Here is a 16,277-nt window from a genome sequence, read left to right on the forward strand (position 1 = left end):
CCTGCTTCCGCTCCGCTTTTTTACGCTTTTCTGTTAGACTACGCAGCTTCGAATTCTGAACTGATTTGCCGCTATGCCAAACCGCGATACCCTTTTCTCCGCCCCCATCGCCAAACTGGGCGACTGGACCTTCGACGAACGCGTCGCCGAAGTGTTTCCCGACATGATCCAACGCTCCGTTCCCGGCTATTCCAACATCATCTCGATGATCGGCATGCTAGCCGAACGCTTTGTGCAACCCGACAGCCGGGTGTATGACTTGGGCTGCTCGCTGGGCGCGGCGACGCTGTCGATGCGGCGGAATATCAAGGTGCCAGGCTGCACTATCATCGCCGTCGACAATTCGCCGGCGATGGTGGAACGTTGCCGCCGCCATATCGACGCCTTCCGCGCCGACACGCCGGTCGACATCATCGAAGCCGACATTCGCGACATCGACATCGAAAACGCCTCGATGGTGGTGCTGAACTTTACGCTGCAGTTCCTCGAGCCGGCCGATCGCCTGCGTCTGCTGGAGAAAATCTATCGCGGCCTGCGCCCAGGCGGCGCACTGGTGCTGTCGGAGAAATTCAGCTTTGAAGACGCCGAAGTCGGCGAACTGCTGTTCAACATGCATCACGATTTCAAACGCGCTAACGGGTACAGCGAGCTGGAGATCAGCCAAAAACGCAGCATGCTGGAAAATGTGATGCTCACCGACTCGGTAGAAGCGCACAAAGCGCGACTGCAACAGGCCGGGTTCGAGCATGCCGAAGTGTGGTTCCAGTGCTTCAACTTCGGTTCGCTGATCGCCCTGAAAGCGGGAGAGGCGCAATGATCGAGTTCGGTGATTTCTATCAGCATATTGCCAAGAGTCCCCTCAGCCATTGGTTGGATACCCTGCCCGCGCAGCTCAGCGCCTGGCAACGCGAATCGCTGCACGGCAAATTCAAACAGTGGTTCAACTCGGTAGAACATTTGCCGACGCTGACCCCAACCCGCCTCGATCTGCTGCACGGCGTGCGCGCCGAAATGGAGCCCGGCCTGTCGCCGGGCCAGCTCGAAGGCATCGAGAAAATGCTGCGCACCCTGATGCCGTGGCGTAAAGGGCCGTTCTCGCTGTATGGCATCGATATCGATACCGAATGGCATTCCGACTGGAAGTGGGATCGCGTGCTGCCGCACATTTCTCCGCTGGCCGGCCGCACCATTCTCGACGTTGGCTGCGGCAGTGGTTATCACCTGTGGCGCATGATCGGCGCCGGTGCCCACTTCGCCGTAGGCATCGATCCCATGCAGCTGTTCCTATGCCAGTTCGAAGCGGTGCGCAAGCTGTTGGGCGGCGATCAGCGCGCCCACCTGCTGCCGCTCGGCATCGAGCAGTTGCCAGATTTGGCGGCGTTCGACACCGTGTTCTCGATGGGGGTGCTGTATCACCGCCGCTCGCCGCTTGATCATCTGTATCAGTTGAAGAACCAGCTGGTGGCTGAAGGTGAACTGGTGCTGGAAACGCTGGTGGTGGAAGGCGATCGCCACCAGGTGCTGGTGCCGGGCGATCGTTATGCGCAGATGCGCAACGTGTATTTCATCCCTTCCGCCGAAGCGCTGAAATGCTGGCTGGAGAAGTGTGGCTTCGTCGACGTGAAGATCGCCGATATGTGCGTCACTAGCCTCGAGGAGCAGCGCCGCACCGACTGGATGACCAGCGAGTCGCTGGCCGACTTCCTCGATCCGAACGATCGCAGCAAAACGGTCGAAGGCTATCCGGCGCCCCTGCGCGCCGTACTGACCGCCAAAAAACCCTAGTACTCGCTAATCAGGCCGGCCTGCGCCGGCCCGAATTCACCCGTTACTGACATCGACAATTCGCAGCTCATAGACCATCGTCGCGTTCGGCGGGATCTGCGGCGCATAGCCGGTTTCACCGTACGCCAACGCCGGCGGCACCACCATCGTCAGCGAGCCGTGATTTTTCAGGTGGCCGATCGCCTCGCGGAACAACGGCGGATAGGCGGAGAGCGGCTGGGACATCACCTTCCCACTGCGATCCATATCCTGAATCACGCGACCGTCGGTTAAACTTTCTTTCACCACGATGTCCACCCGCGCGTTTTCCTTAATGGCCTCATCACCCGCATAATCGATGCGATACCAGAAACCGGCAGGCGACTTCTGCGTACCCTTCTTCTTTTTAAACTCAGCGACGAACGCCTCACCCTTGCTGGTCTGCGTCTTCGCCGCCTGGTTTCTGGCGTCATTTACCGCTTTTTCCGACTCCGCCAGTGCGCTGGTCAACTGCGCATCGCTCAACTGGTAATGGCCGCTGAAGGTATCGATCACGCCCGCCAGCAGCACGGTTTTGTCGGGCGTGATACCCCAATTTTTACGTTCCGCCAGCATCGTTTGAATATCGCGCCCCAAAGCGACACCGGCGGCGTAGCTCTGTTGCTCCGGCTTTTTCTTGAGCGTCTGACTCTCCGGCAGCCATTTAGCCCGCGATCTCAGCCCATCCAGTTCCTCGCGCAAGGCTTGCTGTGCCTGTTGCGCGGCCGCCAGCTCCGTCGCCGTTTTATCCGCCTGTTGCGCCGCTTTATTCCGTAGCTGCACTGTCTGCGCGTTTTCCGTCGTCAGCGCCGCCAGACGCTGTTCCAGCGCCTTAGCCTGCTCGGTTTGCGTTTTGTTTTTTCCCTGCAGCGTTGCCAGCTGCTGTTGAAGTTCACCCGCAGCCTTGGCGGCTTCCGCCTTTTGCTGCGCCAGCGCCGTCTTCAGGCTTTTTTCTTGCCGCTCGGCCTGTTGGCGTACGATATCCCTCTCTTTTTGCACCTGCGCCAGCTGCTGCTGAAGTTCACCCGCAGCCTTGGCGGTTTCGGCCTTTTGCTGCGCCAGCGCCGTCTTCAGGCTTTTTTCTTGCTGCTCAGCCTGTTGGCGTACGATATCCCTCTCTTTTTGCACCTGCGCCAGCTGCTGCTGAAGTTCACCCGCAGCCTTGGCGGTTTCGGCCTTTTGCTGCGCCAGCGCCGTCTTCAGGCTTTGCTCTTGCTGCCCCCCCTGCTGCCGTTGACTCTCCTGCTCTTTTTGCAGTTTCGCCAGCTGCTGCTGCAGTTCGCCCGTTAGCCTTGCAGCCTCGGCCTTCTGCTGTTCCAGCTCAGCGGCGGCCGCTTTTTTATCCTGCTCATAACGTTGGCGCGCTTTATCGTGGGCGGTCTGCACCGCGGCCAATTTCTCCTGCCAGGCGTTATCCGCCTGGCCAGGCAGCACCGCCAGCCGTTGTTCCAGCAAGGCAATACGCCGATCGCGCTCCGCGGTTTGTTGCTTTTGCCGCGCTAACGCCGCTTGCGTTTCGGCGATCTGCGCCTGAGCCTTACGCTCCTGCGGCGTCAGGTTCAGCGCCTGCCGCACGCCGCTGGCGAAGTTGCTCAACGCGCTCAGATCGGGCGCCGGTGACGGTTTGTCGGCAGCCGTCAGGGTGGACGCGACGCGCAACGCGGTCAGCTCCTGCTGCAGTGATTGAATTACCGCCTGCTGTTGCTCCAATCGGGCCTCTTTCTCGCGCAGCGCCTTTTGCCACTGCGCCAGCTGCTTCTTATGCGCCGCCGTCTCACGCGTTTGAATCGGCCGGGATGCTGACTTTTGTGGGGCCTGGGATTGAGTGACTGCGGTATCCGCTGCCGGTGCATCTTGCCGCTGATAGCGCTCGGCAAACTGCAATAACGCCGGCACGTCGTCATCCGCAGCGACCACCGCCGGCGCAAACGCCAACGCTATCATCAGGCTCAGTAGCGCCTTTCTCGCACGGAGAGTCATTGGGCGCGTTCTCCGCGCTCAGCCAGGCCGGTCATCATGGCAGAACTGATGTCTGCGCACAGACGGCTGGTGCGATAACGATACAGGGCGTCAACGGTTTCCTGCGTGCCCGTGTTGACCCGCTGGCGTACCCCGGCATACTGCGCCGCGCCGCCCATCAAAGTATCGAACTCGCGTTTGAATTTTTGGTATTTTTCGTTATCCATACCGCGCATGGCATCCAGTTCGCGCTGGCACTGCTGCATGCGCTCAGCTTCACGCTGCCGTTTGTCTTGCTCGGCAACTTCTTCCGCGCTGGGCGGCTTACTTAATGTAGAAACAGGCCGCTTGGCGGTCTGGCAGCCGGTCAGGGCCAACGTCAGCAAAAGTGCAGCGGTCAAACAGTGTGCCGTTCGGGTCATTATCGTTATCTCCTTGTAAAGTCCGCCGTCGGCGTGTTCTGTGGCTGCGCCGACGGCTCTCCTCAATTGATGCTGTGATGTTCCGGCCATAAAACCGGCGGTGAGCAGGTATAAAATGCAGACGCGATAATGAGCGGCAGAGCGCAAATCATTCACCACGCAAATAAATACCAAAAAATCATTTAATATCATGATATTTAAAGGATTTTAACTCACAAATTTATCAGCAGGGCATAGCGAGCGCAAGAAGAGATGGGGCCGCCGACCGAATAACAGCGTTGAAACGGTGCTGCGTCTTTACAAGGTACCAGGCCAATCCATGCTCCACTTTTCGCGACCTGAACTTCACGCTGTATCAGCACCCAGCAAACCTCATCGACTTTTTGAAACGTCCAGCCTGATTGAGAATAGTGTTGCCAACCAACAGGAGAAATTTCATGAACAATATGATTAGTGTTAATAACATCAGTGAATTGCGTAATCTGACGCCAGTTACAGATGACCAGATTGTCTTTTTAGTTTCTCATACCGCTGGACACTTCACCGGAGGCGGCGAATTCTATTATGCGAAAACGGATACAACCAGTGCGGACAATAACGGTACCGTGGTGGTTACAACGGGAGGAGCGCGTTGGAAACGACTGGATCAGAAACTGACTTTCGATCACTTCGGTGCCGATCCTAGTGGCACTTCCGCCTCTGACGCAGCAATCAGCGCGACATTAAACTATGCCGCGAGTTTAAAAAACAAAGTGGTCTATGCTTCGGAAAATGCTCAATATCTGCTGACCAGCACTCAACCTATCAACGTCGCAAATGGCGTCACAGTCAGAGGATCCCGCCGCGGTATTGCTCAAGGCCCTGCAAGTCTTACAAACAATGGCCCTAATCGGGCAGGCCTTGCTGACGATAGTGCTTTCATCATCAAAAAGCCGGCAGGTACGGTTTGTTTCGCCTGCGATAAGAACGTTGTCTTTGATGGTTGGTCGTTCCTCTATCCAGATCAGAAATATACTGCCACCCAGCCTGAGGCGTTTGTTCCATACGGAGCCACCATTACCGCAACCGGCGCTCTGTCAGTCGCCAACTGCCGTTATGTAGGCGCCTATGATTTTGTTGAAGCTCGTGGAGAAGCCAACAGCTTTGAGAATATCTACGGTTGGGCAGTACGCTGCGACTACAGGGTTTATGAAAGCAGGGACATCAACAGATTTACCAATGTTCACGTCAATGCCAACGTCGTGCGCCCGACAGAAAACGCGGTGACTGCCTCTATCGCCGTAGCCGGTTCTTGTGCTTTCAATCTCGATCGCCACGACAATACGTTTATGGTGAATGTGTTCTCTTATGGCAAAAAGATCTTTATCAAAACTACAACACAAGGAACCTCCTATTTAGGCGGCCTTAGCCTGAGCAATTTCATGGCAGACAGAAATGGTACCGGAATTGATATCGACTCGGATTCCTCCGCCAATATTCAAATCGCCAACGGTTCTTATATTAATGACTATGGTGATACCGTTGGAGGGTTCCTGGTATTAAGAAAGTCTACTGGCCAATCAAATATCACCCCAGTGCAAATCAGCAATGTTAACTTCGCTACCGCTAATGGACCGAAGGGTTCACTCTCCCCTCAGGCCATTCGCTTCGAAGCGAACGGCGGGTATCAACTTTCATTCAGCAACACCGTCATGCCAATGTGGACGAACGGCAGTCTGAACAATGAAGCGGGTTACAACATTCTTAGAGGCACACTGAGCATTGCGCAACGCAGCTATCAGCTACATGCGGCTCCGCTAAATTGTTTGACGAACAGCAACATGATCGCCATCGGTGCTGACAAACAGCCTGTTGGCTGGTTTATTGACGGGAATCTGACGGCGGATAGCAATATCCTGACCGCCAATGGAGACAACCCGGCTTATAAAGGTTTGGGTCAACGTATTCATCGGAGCATGGGATTGAGAACATTCTGGGCCATCGCATCCTCTATCGGCGATCAATCTACCGCGCAAGCTTCGACTGGCATTTGGGCCCGCTCGTACAACGATAATTATACCGACACTGTCGAGAGCAATGAAGCTATTCCCTGGATACGCATCGGCAACCTCTACTACGCGCGTTTTGTCATGAACAACAATCGCACTATCCACGATATCCTGGTCAATCCCGGAAGTGGCAATAATGCGGTGCGCGTTTTAAACTGCGGCATTACTCCGGGCGAAGTCTTCAACTTCTCGCCCGATGCACAGCACTAATCATCCGCAAAATAAAAAAAGCCCCGGCAAAACGCCGGGGCCTGGTACTTGCGTGATCGCCGAGGGCTCGGTGACACGCAAAGGGGTCTTACGGCCCGGAAACCGGTTATCAAACACGGTTAGCTGCGTGTTTATGCGCTTTGCGCCAGGGGATCAACCAAGGCCAGCGCGTTTTTCATCGCCTCCACCATTTCGCCATCCACGCAATAATGGCTAAATTCGTCAAACTCGTTATCGGAGCACATGGTGACACCCGCCTTGCGATAACGCATGGTCGACGGCGCTAGATGGCCGGAAGAGCTGTGCAGTTCATGCAGGCCGATATCGACGAACTTGTGCAGATTGCTGAGGCGCACACCGGCACCCGCCATGATCACCGGGCCCTGGCTGGCCTGACGCAAATCACGCAGCAACGGCAGGCCAAGTTCGGCGCTCTGCTGTTGGCCGGAGGTCAGAATGCGCGCCACGCCCAGCTCAGTCAGTTGCTCCAGCGCCACCATCGGATTCTGGCACATGTCGAACGCGCGGTGGAACGTCACCGCCATCCCCTCGCACAGCCTCATCACTTCGCGCATGCGCGGCAGATCGATGTGCCCTTCTTCGTCCAACATGCCTACCACTACGCCGGGGAATCCCATCTCGCGGATGTGGCGGATATCTTGCTTGATCACCTCGAAATCCACCGCGCCGTAGCAAAAATCACCACCGCGAGGGCGAACGATCGGATGCACCGGGATCGCAACCCGCTCGCGCGCCAGACGCAGCGTGCCATAGCTCGGCGTCAATCCCCCTTCGCTCTGGCTGGCGCACAACTCGATGCGATCGGCGCCCGCCCGTTCGGCCGTCAGCGCACAGTCGACGCTAAAGCAACAAACTTCCAGTTTTATCATTGTCACCCCCAGATAACGGCCAACATACGGCGGCAATTGTTCATTTCTTCATTTCTCACGTAGGCTCATGCATAGGCATAAACCGGTTCAGGGTTGTAACTATGGCATTCAATTTTGATCAATGGGTAGACCGCAGTCACAGTGACAGCGTTAAGTGGGATAAATATCGCGGCCGCGACATCCTCCCGCTTTGGGTCGCCGACAGCGATTTCGCCTCGTCGCCGGCGGTGATAGAAGCCTTGCAGCGGCGCGTAGCGCACGGCGTATTCGGCTACACCCACCCATCCCCTGATCTTCTTGAGGTTTTTATCCGCCGCATGGTAGAGCGCTACGGCTGGCACATCAAGCCTGAATGGATCATTTTCCTGCCTGGGTTGGTGTGTGGCCTGAACCTGTGCGTGCACGCCTGCACCGAAGAACATCAGAGCACGCTGGCTCCCTCCCCCATTTATCCGCCGTTTCGCAAAGCGGCCAAATTCGCGGGGCGTAAACACCTCTCGGTGCCGCTAACGGCGGCAGGCCAACGTTGGGTGCTGGATTTTTCCGCGATGCATGATCGGCTCAGCGGCAATGAGAAGCTCCTGCTGCTGTGCAACCCGCAAAATCCCGGAGGCACCGTTTATCGCCGGGATGAACTGTTGCAGCACCATCAGTTCGCTCGCGAGCACGATTTAATCGTCTGCTCCGATGAAATCCACTGCGAGCTGCTACTTGAACCCGGCGTGCGACACATCCCTTTCGCCACCCTGAATGAAGATGCGGCCCAACGCAGCGTGACGCTGATGTCACCGTCTAAGACATTCAATCTCGCCGGGCTCGGCGCCTCGATGGCGATCGTCCCCAACGAAGCGTTGAGACAAAAGCTGAAACGCGCACGCAGCGGCATTGTCCCGGAGGTTAATCTGCTGGCGCTGGTCGCCGCCCAGGCGGCCTATCAATACGGGCAACCCTGGCTGGATGAGCAGTTAATTTATCTGCGCGCCAATCGCGATCGGTTGACAGAGCGCATCAACGCTATGCCGGGATTGACGTTGTTACCGATCGAAGCCACCTATTTGGCCTGGATCGACTGCAGCGCTTTGCCGGTGGATAACCCGCATCAGTTCTTCGAGCGCGCAGGCGTTGGGTTAAGCGCCGGTTTGGATTTCGGCGATCGGCGCTTTGTACGGCTGAACTTCGGTTGCCGGCGGGCCCTGCTCAATGAAGCGCTCGATCGCATGGCGCAAGCCTGTGCGGCACTGGCTGGCTAGCCTTGTTCGCTGGCGACGATGTCTCTAATGGAATAAGGATGAAACTTGATCGTAACCGTTCCATCGGTGATGGCCAGCGTCGGGTTCGGCAGCCGTTCGCCTTCGCCTTTTGGCGAACTTTGCTTCAGCTTGATCCCCGGCGCCAACAACGCTTCATCAGCAAGGTGACTCAACGCCCGTGCATGCAGCGTCTGCGGATCGCCGCTGAGCACCAATTCGACATGTTCCCACCCTTCATGCGGATAGCGTTTCTCCCCGGGGTACGGCAGCTCAACGCAATCTATGCGCCACGGCCCCACGGCCAGCGGCTGCTGTAAATCAAACAAACAGATAGGCCGCCCGTTGATCATCGATTCGGACAGCAGTGTCCCACACTGCATCAATCCCTGGCGCCAGCGTTCGGCGGTAGCGTTCTGGTGACAACGCAGGGAGATGTGATCGGCGATAAAGGCAGACAGATCAAGCCGCAATCTGGCGGCAAATTGTTGCAACGCCTGCTCGAAACGCGGCAGGTCGAGCTTCAGATCGTCAAGCTCGGCAATGGCCTGCAAGGGAGTGGTCATAGGAACCTCAAAACAACGGAGCACAAAGTTAAACGCCGTAATTTACACGGTGGCGACAGCGCTCGCCAGCGTTGAGAGGGTTTTCAGCAGTCATTCAGAATGATTTTCGGTTGCGTGCGGAGAGAGCAAAAAACCAACTTTTTATTAAGAAGGCAGCTTATCAAGTCAACAGAAAAATAAAAATTAAGAATTTTCGCAAGCCATTATAACCCTTCATCATGACGTTATGATTTAAGTTATTTTTCACAAAACCATTCGTGATTCACGGGTTAAACCGATTGAATCGCTTCACTTAATCACACTTTAGCCACTTATCAAATCCATAAAAAAACAACAATCAACCCATTGTAAACAAAGACAATAAAATTAGAATAATTAATAAAAAACTAAGGATTATCTTAATTTTAATCTAGGTAATTGATTCACCAACGCAACTCAGCTACTTTGGAGAAAATTTAAATTCGAGATGACCATTATGTTATTGCTGACGATATCCTTGGTGTTGATAATTATCGCCGTATACGCCATCTACCGTCATTTTAAATCACGCAGTACCAACACGCTGGATGCCAGGCGTCACAATAAAAAGCGTTAGCCTCATAACTTTCCCCTCCGTACATTCTGGTCAGGTCATTCTGCTTTTCACCTTCAGGCATTCTACGCGCCGCACCCGGCAACTGTTTCATCGCAGCGGCCGCGCCAACTGCTGACGGGCTCCGTCAGATCGGTTACAATGGCAGGCTGTTTTGTGGAGGTCGCCCGTCGCGCCCGCCACCGTTGAATTCCGCAGGGGCTGGCTTCAGCTCCTCGTTCGTCATTAAGGTAACCCGGTGAATATTCAGGTTCTTCTTTCAGATAAAGTCAGCCAGGCGCTGATCGCCGCTGGTGCGCCAGCCGATTGCGAAGCGCAGGTCCGCCCTTCCGCCAAGGCGCAGTTTGGTGATTACCAGGCCAACGGTGTGATGTCAGTCGCCAAAAAGCTGGGCATGCCGCCCCGTCAGCTGGCGGAAAAAGTGGTGCAACTGCTGGATCTCGGCGATGTCGCCAGTAAAGTGGAAATCGCCGGTCCCGGCTTTATCAACATTTTCCTGAACAGCGACTGGGTCGCCCGCCAGGCCGACCAGGTGCTGAATGCACCGAAGCTGGGCATTGCCCCGGTTGAACCGCAAACCATCGTTATCGACTACTCTGCGCCGAACGTGGCGAAAGAGATGCACGTCGGCCATCTGCGCTCCACCATCATCGGCGACGCCGCGGCACGTACCCAGGAGTTTCTGGGCCACAAAGTGATCCGCGCCAACCACGTCGGCGACTGGGGCACCCAGTTCGGCATGCTGATTGCCTACCTGGAAAAAATGCAGAATGAAAACGCCAGCGATATGGGCCTGTCCGATCTCGAGCAGTTTTACCGCGAAGCCAAGAAACATTACGACGAAGACGCCGAGTTCGCCGAGCGCGCGCGCGCTTACGTCGTGAAGCTACAGGGCGGCGATCAGTACTGCCTGAAAATGTGGCGCAAGCTGGTCGACATCACCATGGCGCAAAACCAGCTGACCTATAACCGCCTGAACGTCACGCTGACCGAAGACGACGTGATGGGCGAAAGCCTGTATAACGCGATGCTGCCGGGCATCGTCGCCGATCTGAAAGCCAAAGGGCTGGCGGTGGAAAGCGAAGGCGCCACCGTGGTGTTCCTCGACGAATACAAGAACAAGGACGGCGACCCGATGGGCGTCATCATCCAGAAAAAGGATGGCGGCTACCTCTACACCACCACCGATATCGCCTGCGCCAAATATCGCTACGAGACCCTGGGCGCCAACCGCGTGCTGTATTACATCGACTCCCGCCAGCATCAGCACCTGATGCAGGCCTGGACCATCGTGCGCAAAGCCGGTTACGTGCCTGAGTCCGTCTCGCTGGAACACCACATGTTCGGCATGATGCTGGGCAAAGACGGCAAGCCGTTCAAAACCCGCTCAGGCGGCACCGTGAAGCTCTCCGATCTGCTGGATGAGGCCATCGAACGCGCCGAACAGCTGATCGCCGGCAAAAACCCGGACATGCCGGAAGAGGAAATGAAGACCGTGGCCCGCGTGGTCGGCATCGGCGCGGTGAAATACGCCGATCTGTCGAAAAGCCGCACCACCGACTATGTTTTCGACTGGGATAACATGCTGGCCTTCGAAGGCAATACCGCGCCTTATATGCAATACGCCTATACCCGCGTGGCATCGGTATTCAAACGCGCCGGGATCGACGAAAGCAGCCTGACGCTGCCGCTGACACTGACCGAAGAGCGTGAAATTGCACTGGCCACTCGCCTGCTGCAGTTCGAAGAGGTGCTCACCACCGTTGCACGTGAAGGCACGCCGCACGTCATGTGCAGCTACCTGTACGATCTGGCGGGCTTGTTCTCCGGTTTCTACGAGCACTGCCAGATCCTCAACGCCGACAGCGAAGAAGCGCGTCAGAGCCGCCTGAAGCTGGCGCTGCTGACCTCTAAAACGCTGAAAACGGGTCTGGACACGCTCGGCATCGAAACCGTCGAACGTATGTAAACCGCACTGCGCGTGACTAGTCCTGATATAGGTTGACACTTTTCAACCGGATAACGCCCGATGAACCTCATCGGGCGTTTTGTATTTCAGTGACAAGTGCGGCCGCCGCGTGTTGTAGAGGTTCACCGACTCCCTGACCATCTTTCTTGCCTGCGCGATATCTTCTGGCCTGCCGAGCAGGTATTCCGTTTTGAGTATCCCGTTTATCCGTTCCGCCAGCGCGTTCTGATAACAGTCATACCCGTCCGTCATCGAGCAGATGACGCCATACTGCTGATGTAACGCCTGATATTCCTGCGAGCAGTACTGGATACCCCTGTCCGAGTGATGCACCAACGGCAACGCCGTGCGTCTGCCGGCCAGTGCCATTTTGAACGCGCAGGCGACATGCCGGGTATGCAGACTGTCATGCACGTGATATCCCACGATTTTTCTCGACCAGGCATCCGTTACCAGGCTGACATACGCCGTCCCCGTTCTCAGCGGCAGGTAGGTGATATCCGCCACCCATACCTGTTCCGGACGGCTGGCTATTACTTGATTGTCTCCCGCTTTTAGCAGGTTGGGATGGCGATAAAAACGATGATGGCTGTGCGTCGTCTTGTGATATGCCCGTTTAGGCATCACCAGTAACCGCGCGCAGCGCAGGATACTGAACAGCCGGTCACGGCCCACATGCAACGCCGGTTCGGGGTGTTGCCGCAACAGGTGATGCAGCTTACGTGTCCCCAGTCGGGGTTGGTGCAAGCGGATGGCCGTCACCTGTTCGACGAGATGCCGGGCCTGCTCCTCTTTGCCTGCTTCACGCTGCAGGGACTGATACCACGCTTGTCGGCTGATGCCCATCCATCGGCAGGCCCGCGTTACTGTGAGTCCCGGTACTTGTGTTTGCGCGATAAGGCGGTTAGCTGCTTTTTTGTCAGCGTGGCGCCAAAGTCGGTGTTCATCACTTTGACGACAGCTTCGAAGAACTGGGCTTTGACTTCAGATTCAGCCAGTTGCTGCTCAAGTTCTTTAATACGCTGTTCGGGCGTCAGGGGGAGTTTGGGCATGTTGTCTCCGCACGTTCTGGTGGAAGGAGAAGTTCGCCAGTCAAGTTGACCGTATTTGCGCAGCCAGTTCATAACAGTCTGGCTGCCCTGGATACCGTAGCGATCTTGCGCCTGGCGGTATGTCATCTCGCCTTTTTCGACCTATTCGACGACAGCCAGTTTAAAGGATAGAGAGTAATCGCGTTGTGTGCGTTTAATATACTGGTTCATCACATTTTCCTCTGTGCGTGAGTAAAATGTGTCAACGCTATTCAGGACGGGTCAGCGGAAAGCAAAAAGGTCGCCAAGGCGACCTTTTTTATTCTTGCATTCGGCTCAGGCGACGCGGCGCGCAAAATCACGCGGGCGGAAACCCAACCCGGCCAGCACGCCGAAGTAGGCCACCACGCCGGCCACGACCACCGCCGCCAAGCGCAGCAAACGCTCCAGCATATTGCCCTGATCCCAGGCCGGCATCAGCCACATCACACCAATCAGCACCGCCGACATCACCAGCACGGCGATCACCAGCTTGGTGAGGAACAGTGCCCAACCCGGCTGTGGCTGGAAGATCTTCTGCTTGCGCAGCTGCCAATACAACAACGTGGCGTTCAGGCAGGCCGCCAAACCGATCGACAGCGCCAGACCGGCATGCTTAAGCGGACCAATAAACGCCAGGTTCATCACCTGTGTCATGATGAGCGTGATGATGGCGATCTTGACCGGCGTTTTAATGTCCTGCCGCGAATAGAAGCCTGGCGCCAACACTTTAACCACGATCAGCCCCATCAGCCCTACCGAGTACGCCACCAACGCGCGTTGCGTCATCGCTGCGTCAAAGGCGCTGAACTTGCCGTACTGGAATAACGAGACGGTCAACGGCTTGGCCAAAATACCCAGCGCGATGGCGCTCGGCAACGCCAGCAGGAAGCACAGGCGCAGCCCCCAATCCATCAGGCGCGAATACTCGTCGTGGTTGCCGCTTGAGAAGCTTTTGGCCAGCGACGGCAGCAGGATGGTGCCCAACGCCACGCCCAACACGCCGGACGGAAACTCCATCAGGCGGTCAGCGTAGTACATCCAGGACACCGAGCCGGACACCAGGAACGAAGCGAAAATGGTGTTGATGATCAGCGAGATTTGGCTGACCGACACCCCGAGGATCGCCGGCCCCATCTGGCGCATCACGCGCCAGACCCCGGCATCACCCAGTTTGAGGCGCGGCAATACCAGCATGCCGATCTTGCGCAGGTGCGGCAGCTGATAACCCAGCTGCAGCACGCCGCCCACCACCACCGCCCAGGCCAGCGCCAGCACCGGCGGGTGGAAATACGGGGCGGCGAACAGCGCGAAGCCGATCATGCTGACGTTAAGCAACGTGGGGGCAAAGGCCGGGATCGAGAAGCGGTTCCAGGTATTGAGAATAGCCCCCACCAGCGACGCCAGTGAGATCAACAAAATGTAGGGGAACGTGATGCGCAGCAGCGCCGAGGTCAACGCAAATTTGTCGGGCGTGTCGGTAAAGCCCGGCGCAGTAATGTAGATCACCCAGGGCGCGGCCAGCATCCCCAACACCGTCACCACCGCCAGCACCAGCGTCAACAGCCCGGAGACATAGGCGATAAAGGTGCGCGTCGCTTCTTCACCCTGCTGGCTCTTGTATTCGGCCAGGATCGGCACGAAGGCCTGCGAAAACGCGCCTTCGGCAAAGATACGGCGCAGCAGATTAGGGAGTTTGAACGCCACGAAGAAGGCGTCCGTTGCCATGCCGGCCCCGAACACGCGCGCGACGATCGCATCGCGGGCAAAGCCCAACACCCGCGAAAACATCGTCATCGAGCTGACGGCAGCCAAGGATTTGAGTAGGTTCATGTGGTTGTCTGATAGGTACCGTAAATATCAACGCCTGCAACAGCAGGCGTCAGTGAAACAATCGGCTCAGTTTACGCATCCGGAAAAGAATAGCTACCGCCATATGTTACATAGAGTTATCCCGCAGCAAACGCTCGACCACCCGCTGGGCGACCAGCGCCTGTTCGCCGCCGGTTTCCGGCGCGCTCTGGTTGGCGACGGCATCAAGGAAATGCCGTACCGCCCCGTCGAAGCCGCGTTGCACCAGCGTGCTTTGCCAACCCGGCACCGGCTGTTCCAACTCACCCTGTACATCTTCACGCAGCCAGTGGCGCATATCGGTCAACTGATACAGCGCGCCGTCGGTCACCGCCTGCACGCTTTCGCGCTGGCTGCCACCGCGGCGATGCATACTGGTCGTCACCTGCGTGTCGCCGCAGGCGAAGTGGTGCTCGGCGTACAGCATTTCGCCTGCGGCGCTGGCCCGTAAGCTGCCGCTCAACAGTTGCTCGCGTCCGCCCGCCAGCCACAGCGCAGTGTCTACCACGTGCAGGTAATCATCCAATAGGGTAAAACGCAGATCGTGCGGACCTACGCTGTCCGCCCGATGTTTATCCATACGGATAGAGGCCGGCTGGTTCATTTCCAGCTTGAGCTGCCGGTAAAGCGGCGCGAAACGGCGGTTGAACCCCACCATCAGCGTTTTGCCTCGCCGCTCGGCCAACTCGAGCAGCTGCTCGCCCTGCTCCAGCGTTTCCGCCAGCGGCTTATCGACGTAAACGTGCACGCCGCGGTTTAGCAGCTCGCCAATGACCGAAAAATGGCTGGCGGTGCTGCTGTGGACAAATACGGCGTCGCACTGTTCGGCCAGGCTGTCCAGCCGGGAGAAACAGGCCATGCGGTAGCTGTCGCACAGCGGCTGCGCTTTTTGCTGATTGGGCGAAAAACCGCCCACCAGCGTCCAATCCGCCGCTTGGCCGAGGATTGGCAGGTAAGCCTTCTGCGCGATACTGCCCAATCCCACCACGCCTACTCGTAATTTAGTCATTCGCATCCCTCGCCAACAGGTGTTGCAGCTGCCGTTTCAGCTCCGCCACTTCGTTTTCCAATGCGCTGACCCTGGCGCTCAGTTCGCTGTCTTCCTCGGATTCGAACGCCGCCGGCGGCGCTTCATCAATCTGGCCGCTGAACAGATGCATGAACCGGCTTTCGCGCTTGCCCGGCTCACGAGCCAGGCGCACCACGAACGGGCCATCTTCCCGCGTGGCCAGCTGTTGCAGCACCTGCTCGACCTCGCTGACATCGCTGAACTCGTGCATCCGATTGGTGCGGGTGCGTAGCTCGCCCGGTGTTTGCGCACCGCGCAGCAACAAAGTGGCGATCACCGCCAGTTCGGCGGGTGAAAGTTTCAGCTGGCCAAACTCGGAATTGCAAAACCGCTGCTCGTATTTCACTACCCGATTGCCGAATCCGCTGAGGGTGCGCAGGAAATGTTTGCGCAGCAACAGATCGAGGAGTTGCTGCACCTCACTCTCGCTCAGATCCATCACCGGCTCGCGGTTGGTCTTTTGGTTACAGGCCAGGGTAATGGCGTTAAGCGAAAGCGGGTATTGGTCCGGCGTCGTCACCTGTTTTTCCAACAGGCAGCCGATGACCCGGGCCTCTTTGGCGTTCAATTCATATTTCATC

General features: G+C 57.0%; 12 protein-coding genes and 1 pseudogene. 5 read left to right on the forward strand and 8 right to left on the reverse strand.

All coding sequences use genetic code 11. The features are described from left to right. Positions 1–73 precede the first annotated feature (73 nt). Together cmoA and cmoB are read left to right on the forward strand one after the other, a co-directional pair. Entirely contained in the window at positions 74–817 is a 744-nt protein-coding gene (gene cmoA, locus ACMGGW_RS12605; RefSeq protein WP_049209177.1) for a carboxy-S-adenosyl-L-methionine synthase CmoA, read from the forward strand. Continuing rightward, positions 814–1,785, forward strand: coding sequence for a tRNA 5-methoxyuridine(34)/uridine 5-oxyacetic acid(34) synthase CmoB (gene cmoB / locus ACMGGW_RS12610; RefSeq protein ID WP_197770681.1), 972 nt, complete (start codon positions 814–816; stop codon positions 1,783–1,785). Before cmoA ends, cmoB begins: the two co-directional genes overlap by 4 nt. 36 nt (positions 1,786–1,821) lie before the next feature. Here the strand turns inward: cmoB and ACMGGW_RS12615 are convergent, their stop codons facing one another. Both ACMGGW_RS12615 and ACMGGW_RS12620 read right to left on the reverse strand, forming a co-directional pair. Continuing rightward, the gene (locus ACMGGW_RS12615; protein WP_197824836.1) at positions 1,822–3,783 is read right to left on the reverse strand and encodes an FKBP-type peptidyl-prolyl cis-trans isomerase N-terminal domain-containing protein; all 1,962 of its coding nucleotides are present in this window, start codon (positions 3,781–3,783) and stop codon (positions 1,822–1,824) included. Next, positions 3,780–4,184 (reverse strand): hypothetical protein, encoded by a 405-nt coding sequence (locus tag ACMGGW_RS12620; RefSeq protein WP_025303133.1) that lies wholly within the window; start codon positions 4,182–4,184, stop codon positions 3,780–3,782. The genes ACMGGW_RS12615 and ACMGGW_RS12620 overlap by 4 nt, the downstream gene beginning before the upstream one ends. Positions 4,185–4,621: 437 nt before the next feature. Here ACMGGW_RS12620 and ACMGGW_RS12625 point away from each other — a divergent pair, with 437 nt between their 5' ends. After that, complete coding sequence (locus ACMGGW_RS12625) at positions 4,622–6,442, forward strand: hypothetical protein (protein ID WP_060447816.1); 1,821 nt, start codon at positions 4,622–4,624, stop codon at positions 6,440–6,442. 131 nt (positions 6,443–6,573) lie between these two features. On the opposite strand, the gene cutC is transcribed toward ACMGGW_RS12625, so the two are convergent. Beyond that, positions 6,574–7,332 carry a copper homeostasis protein CutC gene (gene cutC / locus ACMGGW_RS12630; RefSeq protein ID WP_043143046.1) on the reverse strand — a complete coding sequence of 253 codons (759 nt, stop codon included), beginning with the start codon at positions 7,330–7,332 and terminating at the stop codon, positions 6,574–6,576. A gap of 101 nt (positions 7,333–7,433) precedes the next feature. Here cutC and ACMGGW_RS12635 point away from each other — a divergent pair, with 101 nt between their 5' ends. Then, positions 7,434–8,582, forward strand: coding sequence for a PatB family C-S lyase (locus ACMGGW_RS12635; RefSeq protein ID WP_197832081.1), 1,149 nt, complete (start codon positions 7,434–7,436; stop codon positions 8,580–8,582). Here ACMGGW_RS12635 and ACMGGW_RS12640 read toward each other — a convergent pair. Beyond that, positions 8,579–9,145, reverse strand: a complete 567-nt coding sequence (locus tag ACMGGW_RS12640) for a VOC family protein (RefSeq protein ID WP_025303137.1) — start codon at positions 9,143–9,145, stop codon at positions 8,579–8,581. The two genes, ACMGGW_RS12635 and ACMGGW_RS12640, sit on opposite strands and share 4 nt — an antisense overlap. A gap of 830 nt (positions 9,146–9,975) precedes the next feature. Between ACMGGW_RS12640 and argS the strand changes: the two genes are divergently transcribed. After that, positions 9,976–11,706 carry an arginine--tRNA ligase gene (gene argS / locus ACMGGW_RS12645; protein ID WP_025303138.1) on the forward strand — a complete coding sequence of 577 codons (1,731 nt, stop codon included), beginning with the start codon at positions 9,976–9,978 and terminating at the stop codon, positions 11,704–11,706. Between the two features lie 16 nt (positions 11,707–11,722). Here the strand turns inward: argS and ACMGGW_RS12650 are convergent. The 4 genes and pseudogenes from ACMGGW_RS12650 to ACMGGW_RS12665 form a co-directional block, all read right to left on the reverse strand. Then, positions 11,723–12,968 (reverse strand): annotated as a pseudogene (locus ACMGGW_RS12650) (IS3 family transposase). Positions 12,969–13,073: 105 nt separating this feature from the next. Next, entirely contained in the window at positions 13,074–14,609 is a 1,536-nt protein-coding gene (murJ, locus tag ACMGGW_RS12655) for a murein biosynthesis integral membrane protein MurJ (protein ID WP_043143599.1), read from the reverse strand. Between the two features lie 106 nt (positions 14,610–14,715). Continuing rightward, entirely contained in the window at positions 14,716–15,636 is a 921-nt protein-coding gene (locus ACMGGW_RS12660; RefSeq protein WP_043143598.1) for a Gfo/Idh/MocA family protein, read from the reverse strand. After that, complete coding sequence (locus ACMGGW_RS12665; protein WP_025303141.1) at positions 15,629–16,276, reverse strand: YceH family protein; 648 nt, start codon at positions 16,274–16,276, stop codon at positions 15,629–15,631. The genes ACMGGW_RS12660 and ACMGGW_RS12665 overlap by 8 nt, the downstream gene beginning before the upstream one ends. Between the last annotated feature and the right edge of the window lies 1 nt (position 16,277).

The sequence above is a fragment of the Serratia sp. BNK-4 genome (genome assembly GCF_048685115.1).
In the GTDB taxonomy this organism is placed as follows: Bacteria; Pseudomonadota; Gammaproteobacteria; order Enterobacterales; family Enterobacteriaceae; genus Serratia; species Serratia bockelmannii.

Bases quoted from the DNA above. Each gene is read 5' to 3' on its own strand.
- cmoA (WP_049209177.1), top strand. From the start codon at position 74: ATGCCAAACCGCGATACCCTTTTCTCCGCCCCCATCGCCAAACTGGGC.
- cmoB (WP_197770681.1), top strand. From the start codon at position 814: ATGATCGAGTTCGGTGATTTCTATCAGCATATTGCCAAGAGTCCCCTC.
- ACMGGW_RS12615 (WP_197824836.1), bottom strand. From the start codon at position 3,783: ATGACTCTCCGTGCGAGAAAGGCGCTACTGAGCCTGATGATAGCGTTG.
- ACMGGW_RS12620 (WP_025303133.1), bottom strand. From the start codon at position 4,184: ATGACCCGAACGGCACACTGTTTGACCGCTGCACTTTTGCTGACGTTG.
- ACMGGW_RS12625 (WP_060447816.1), top strand. From the start codon at position 4,622: ATGAACAATATGATTAGTGTTAATAACATCAGTGAATTGCGTAATCTG.
- cutC (WP_043143046.1), bottom strand. From the start codon at position 7,332: ATGATAAAACTGGAAGTTTGTTGCTTTAGCGTCGACTGTGCGCTGACG.
- ACMGGW_RS12635 (WP_197832081.1), top strand. From the start codon at position 7,434: ATGGCATTCAATTTTGATCAATGGGTAGACCGCAGTCACAGTGACAGC.
- ACMGGW_RS12640 (WP_025303137.1), bottom strand. From the start codon at position 9,145: ATGACCACTCCCTTGCAGGCCATTGCCGAGCTTGACGATCTGAAGCTC.
- murJ (WP_043143599.1), bottom strand. From the start codon at position 14,609: ATGAACCTACTCAAATCCTTGGCTGCCGTCAGCTCGATGACGATGTTT.
- ACMGGW_RS12660 (WP_043143598.1), bottom strand. From the start codon at position 15,636: ATGACTAAATTACGAGTAGGCGTGGTGGGATTGGGCAGTATCGCGCAG.
- ACMGGW_RS12665 (WP_025303141.1), bottom strand. From the start codon at position 16,276: ATGAAATATGAATTGAACGCCAAAGAGGCCCGGGTCATCGGCTGCCTG.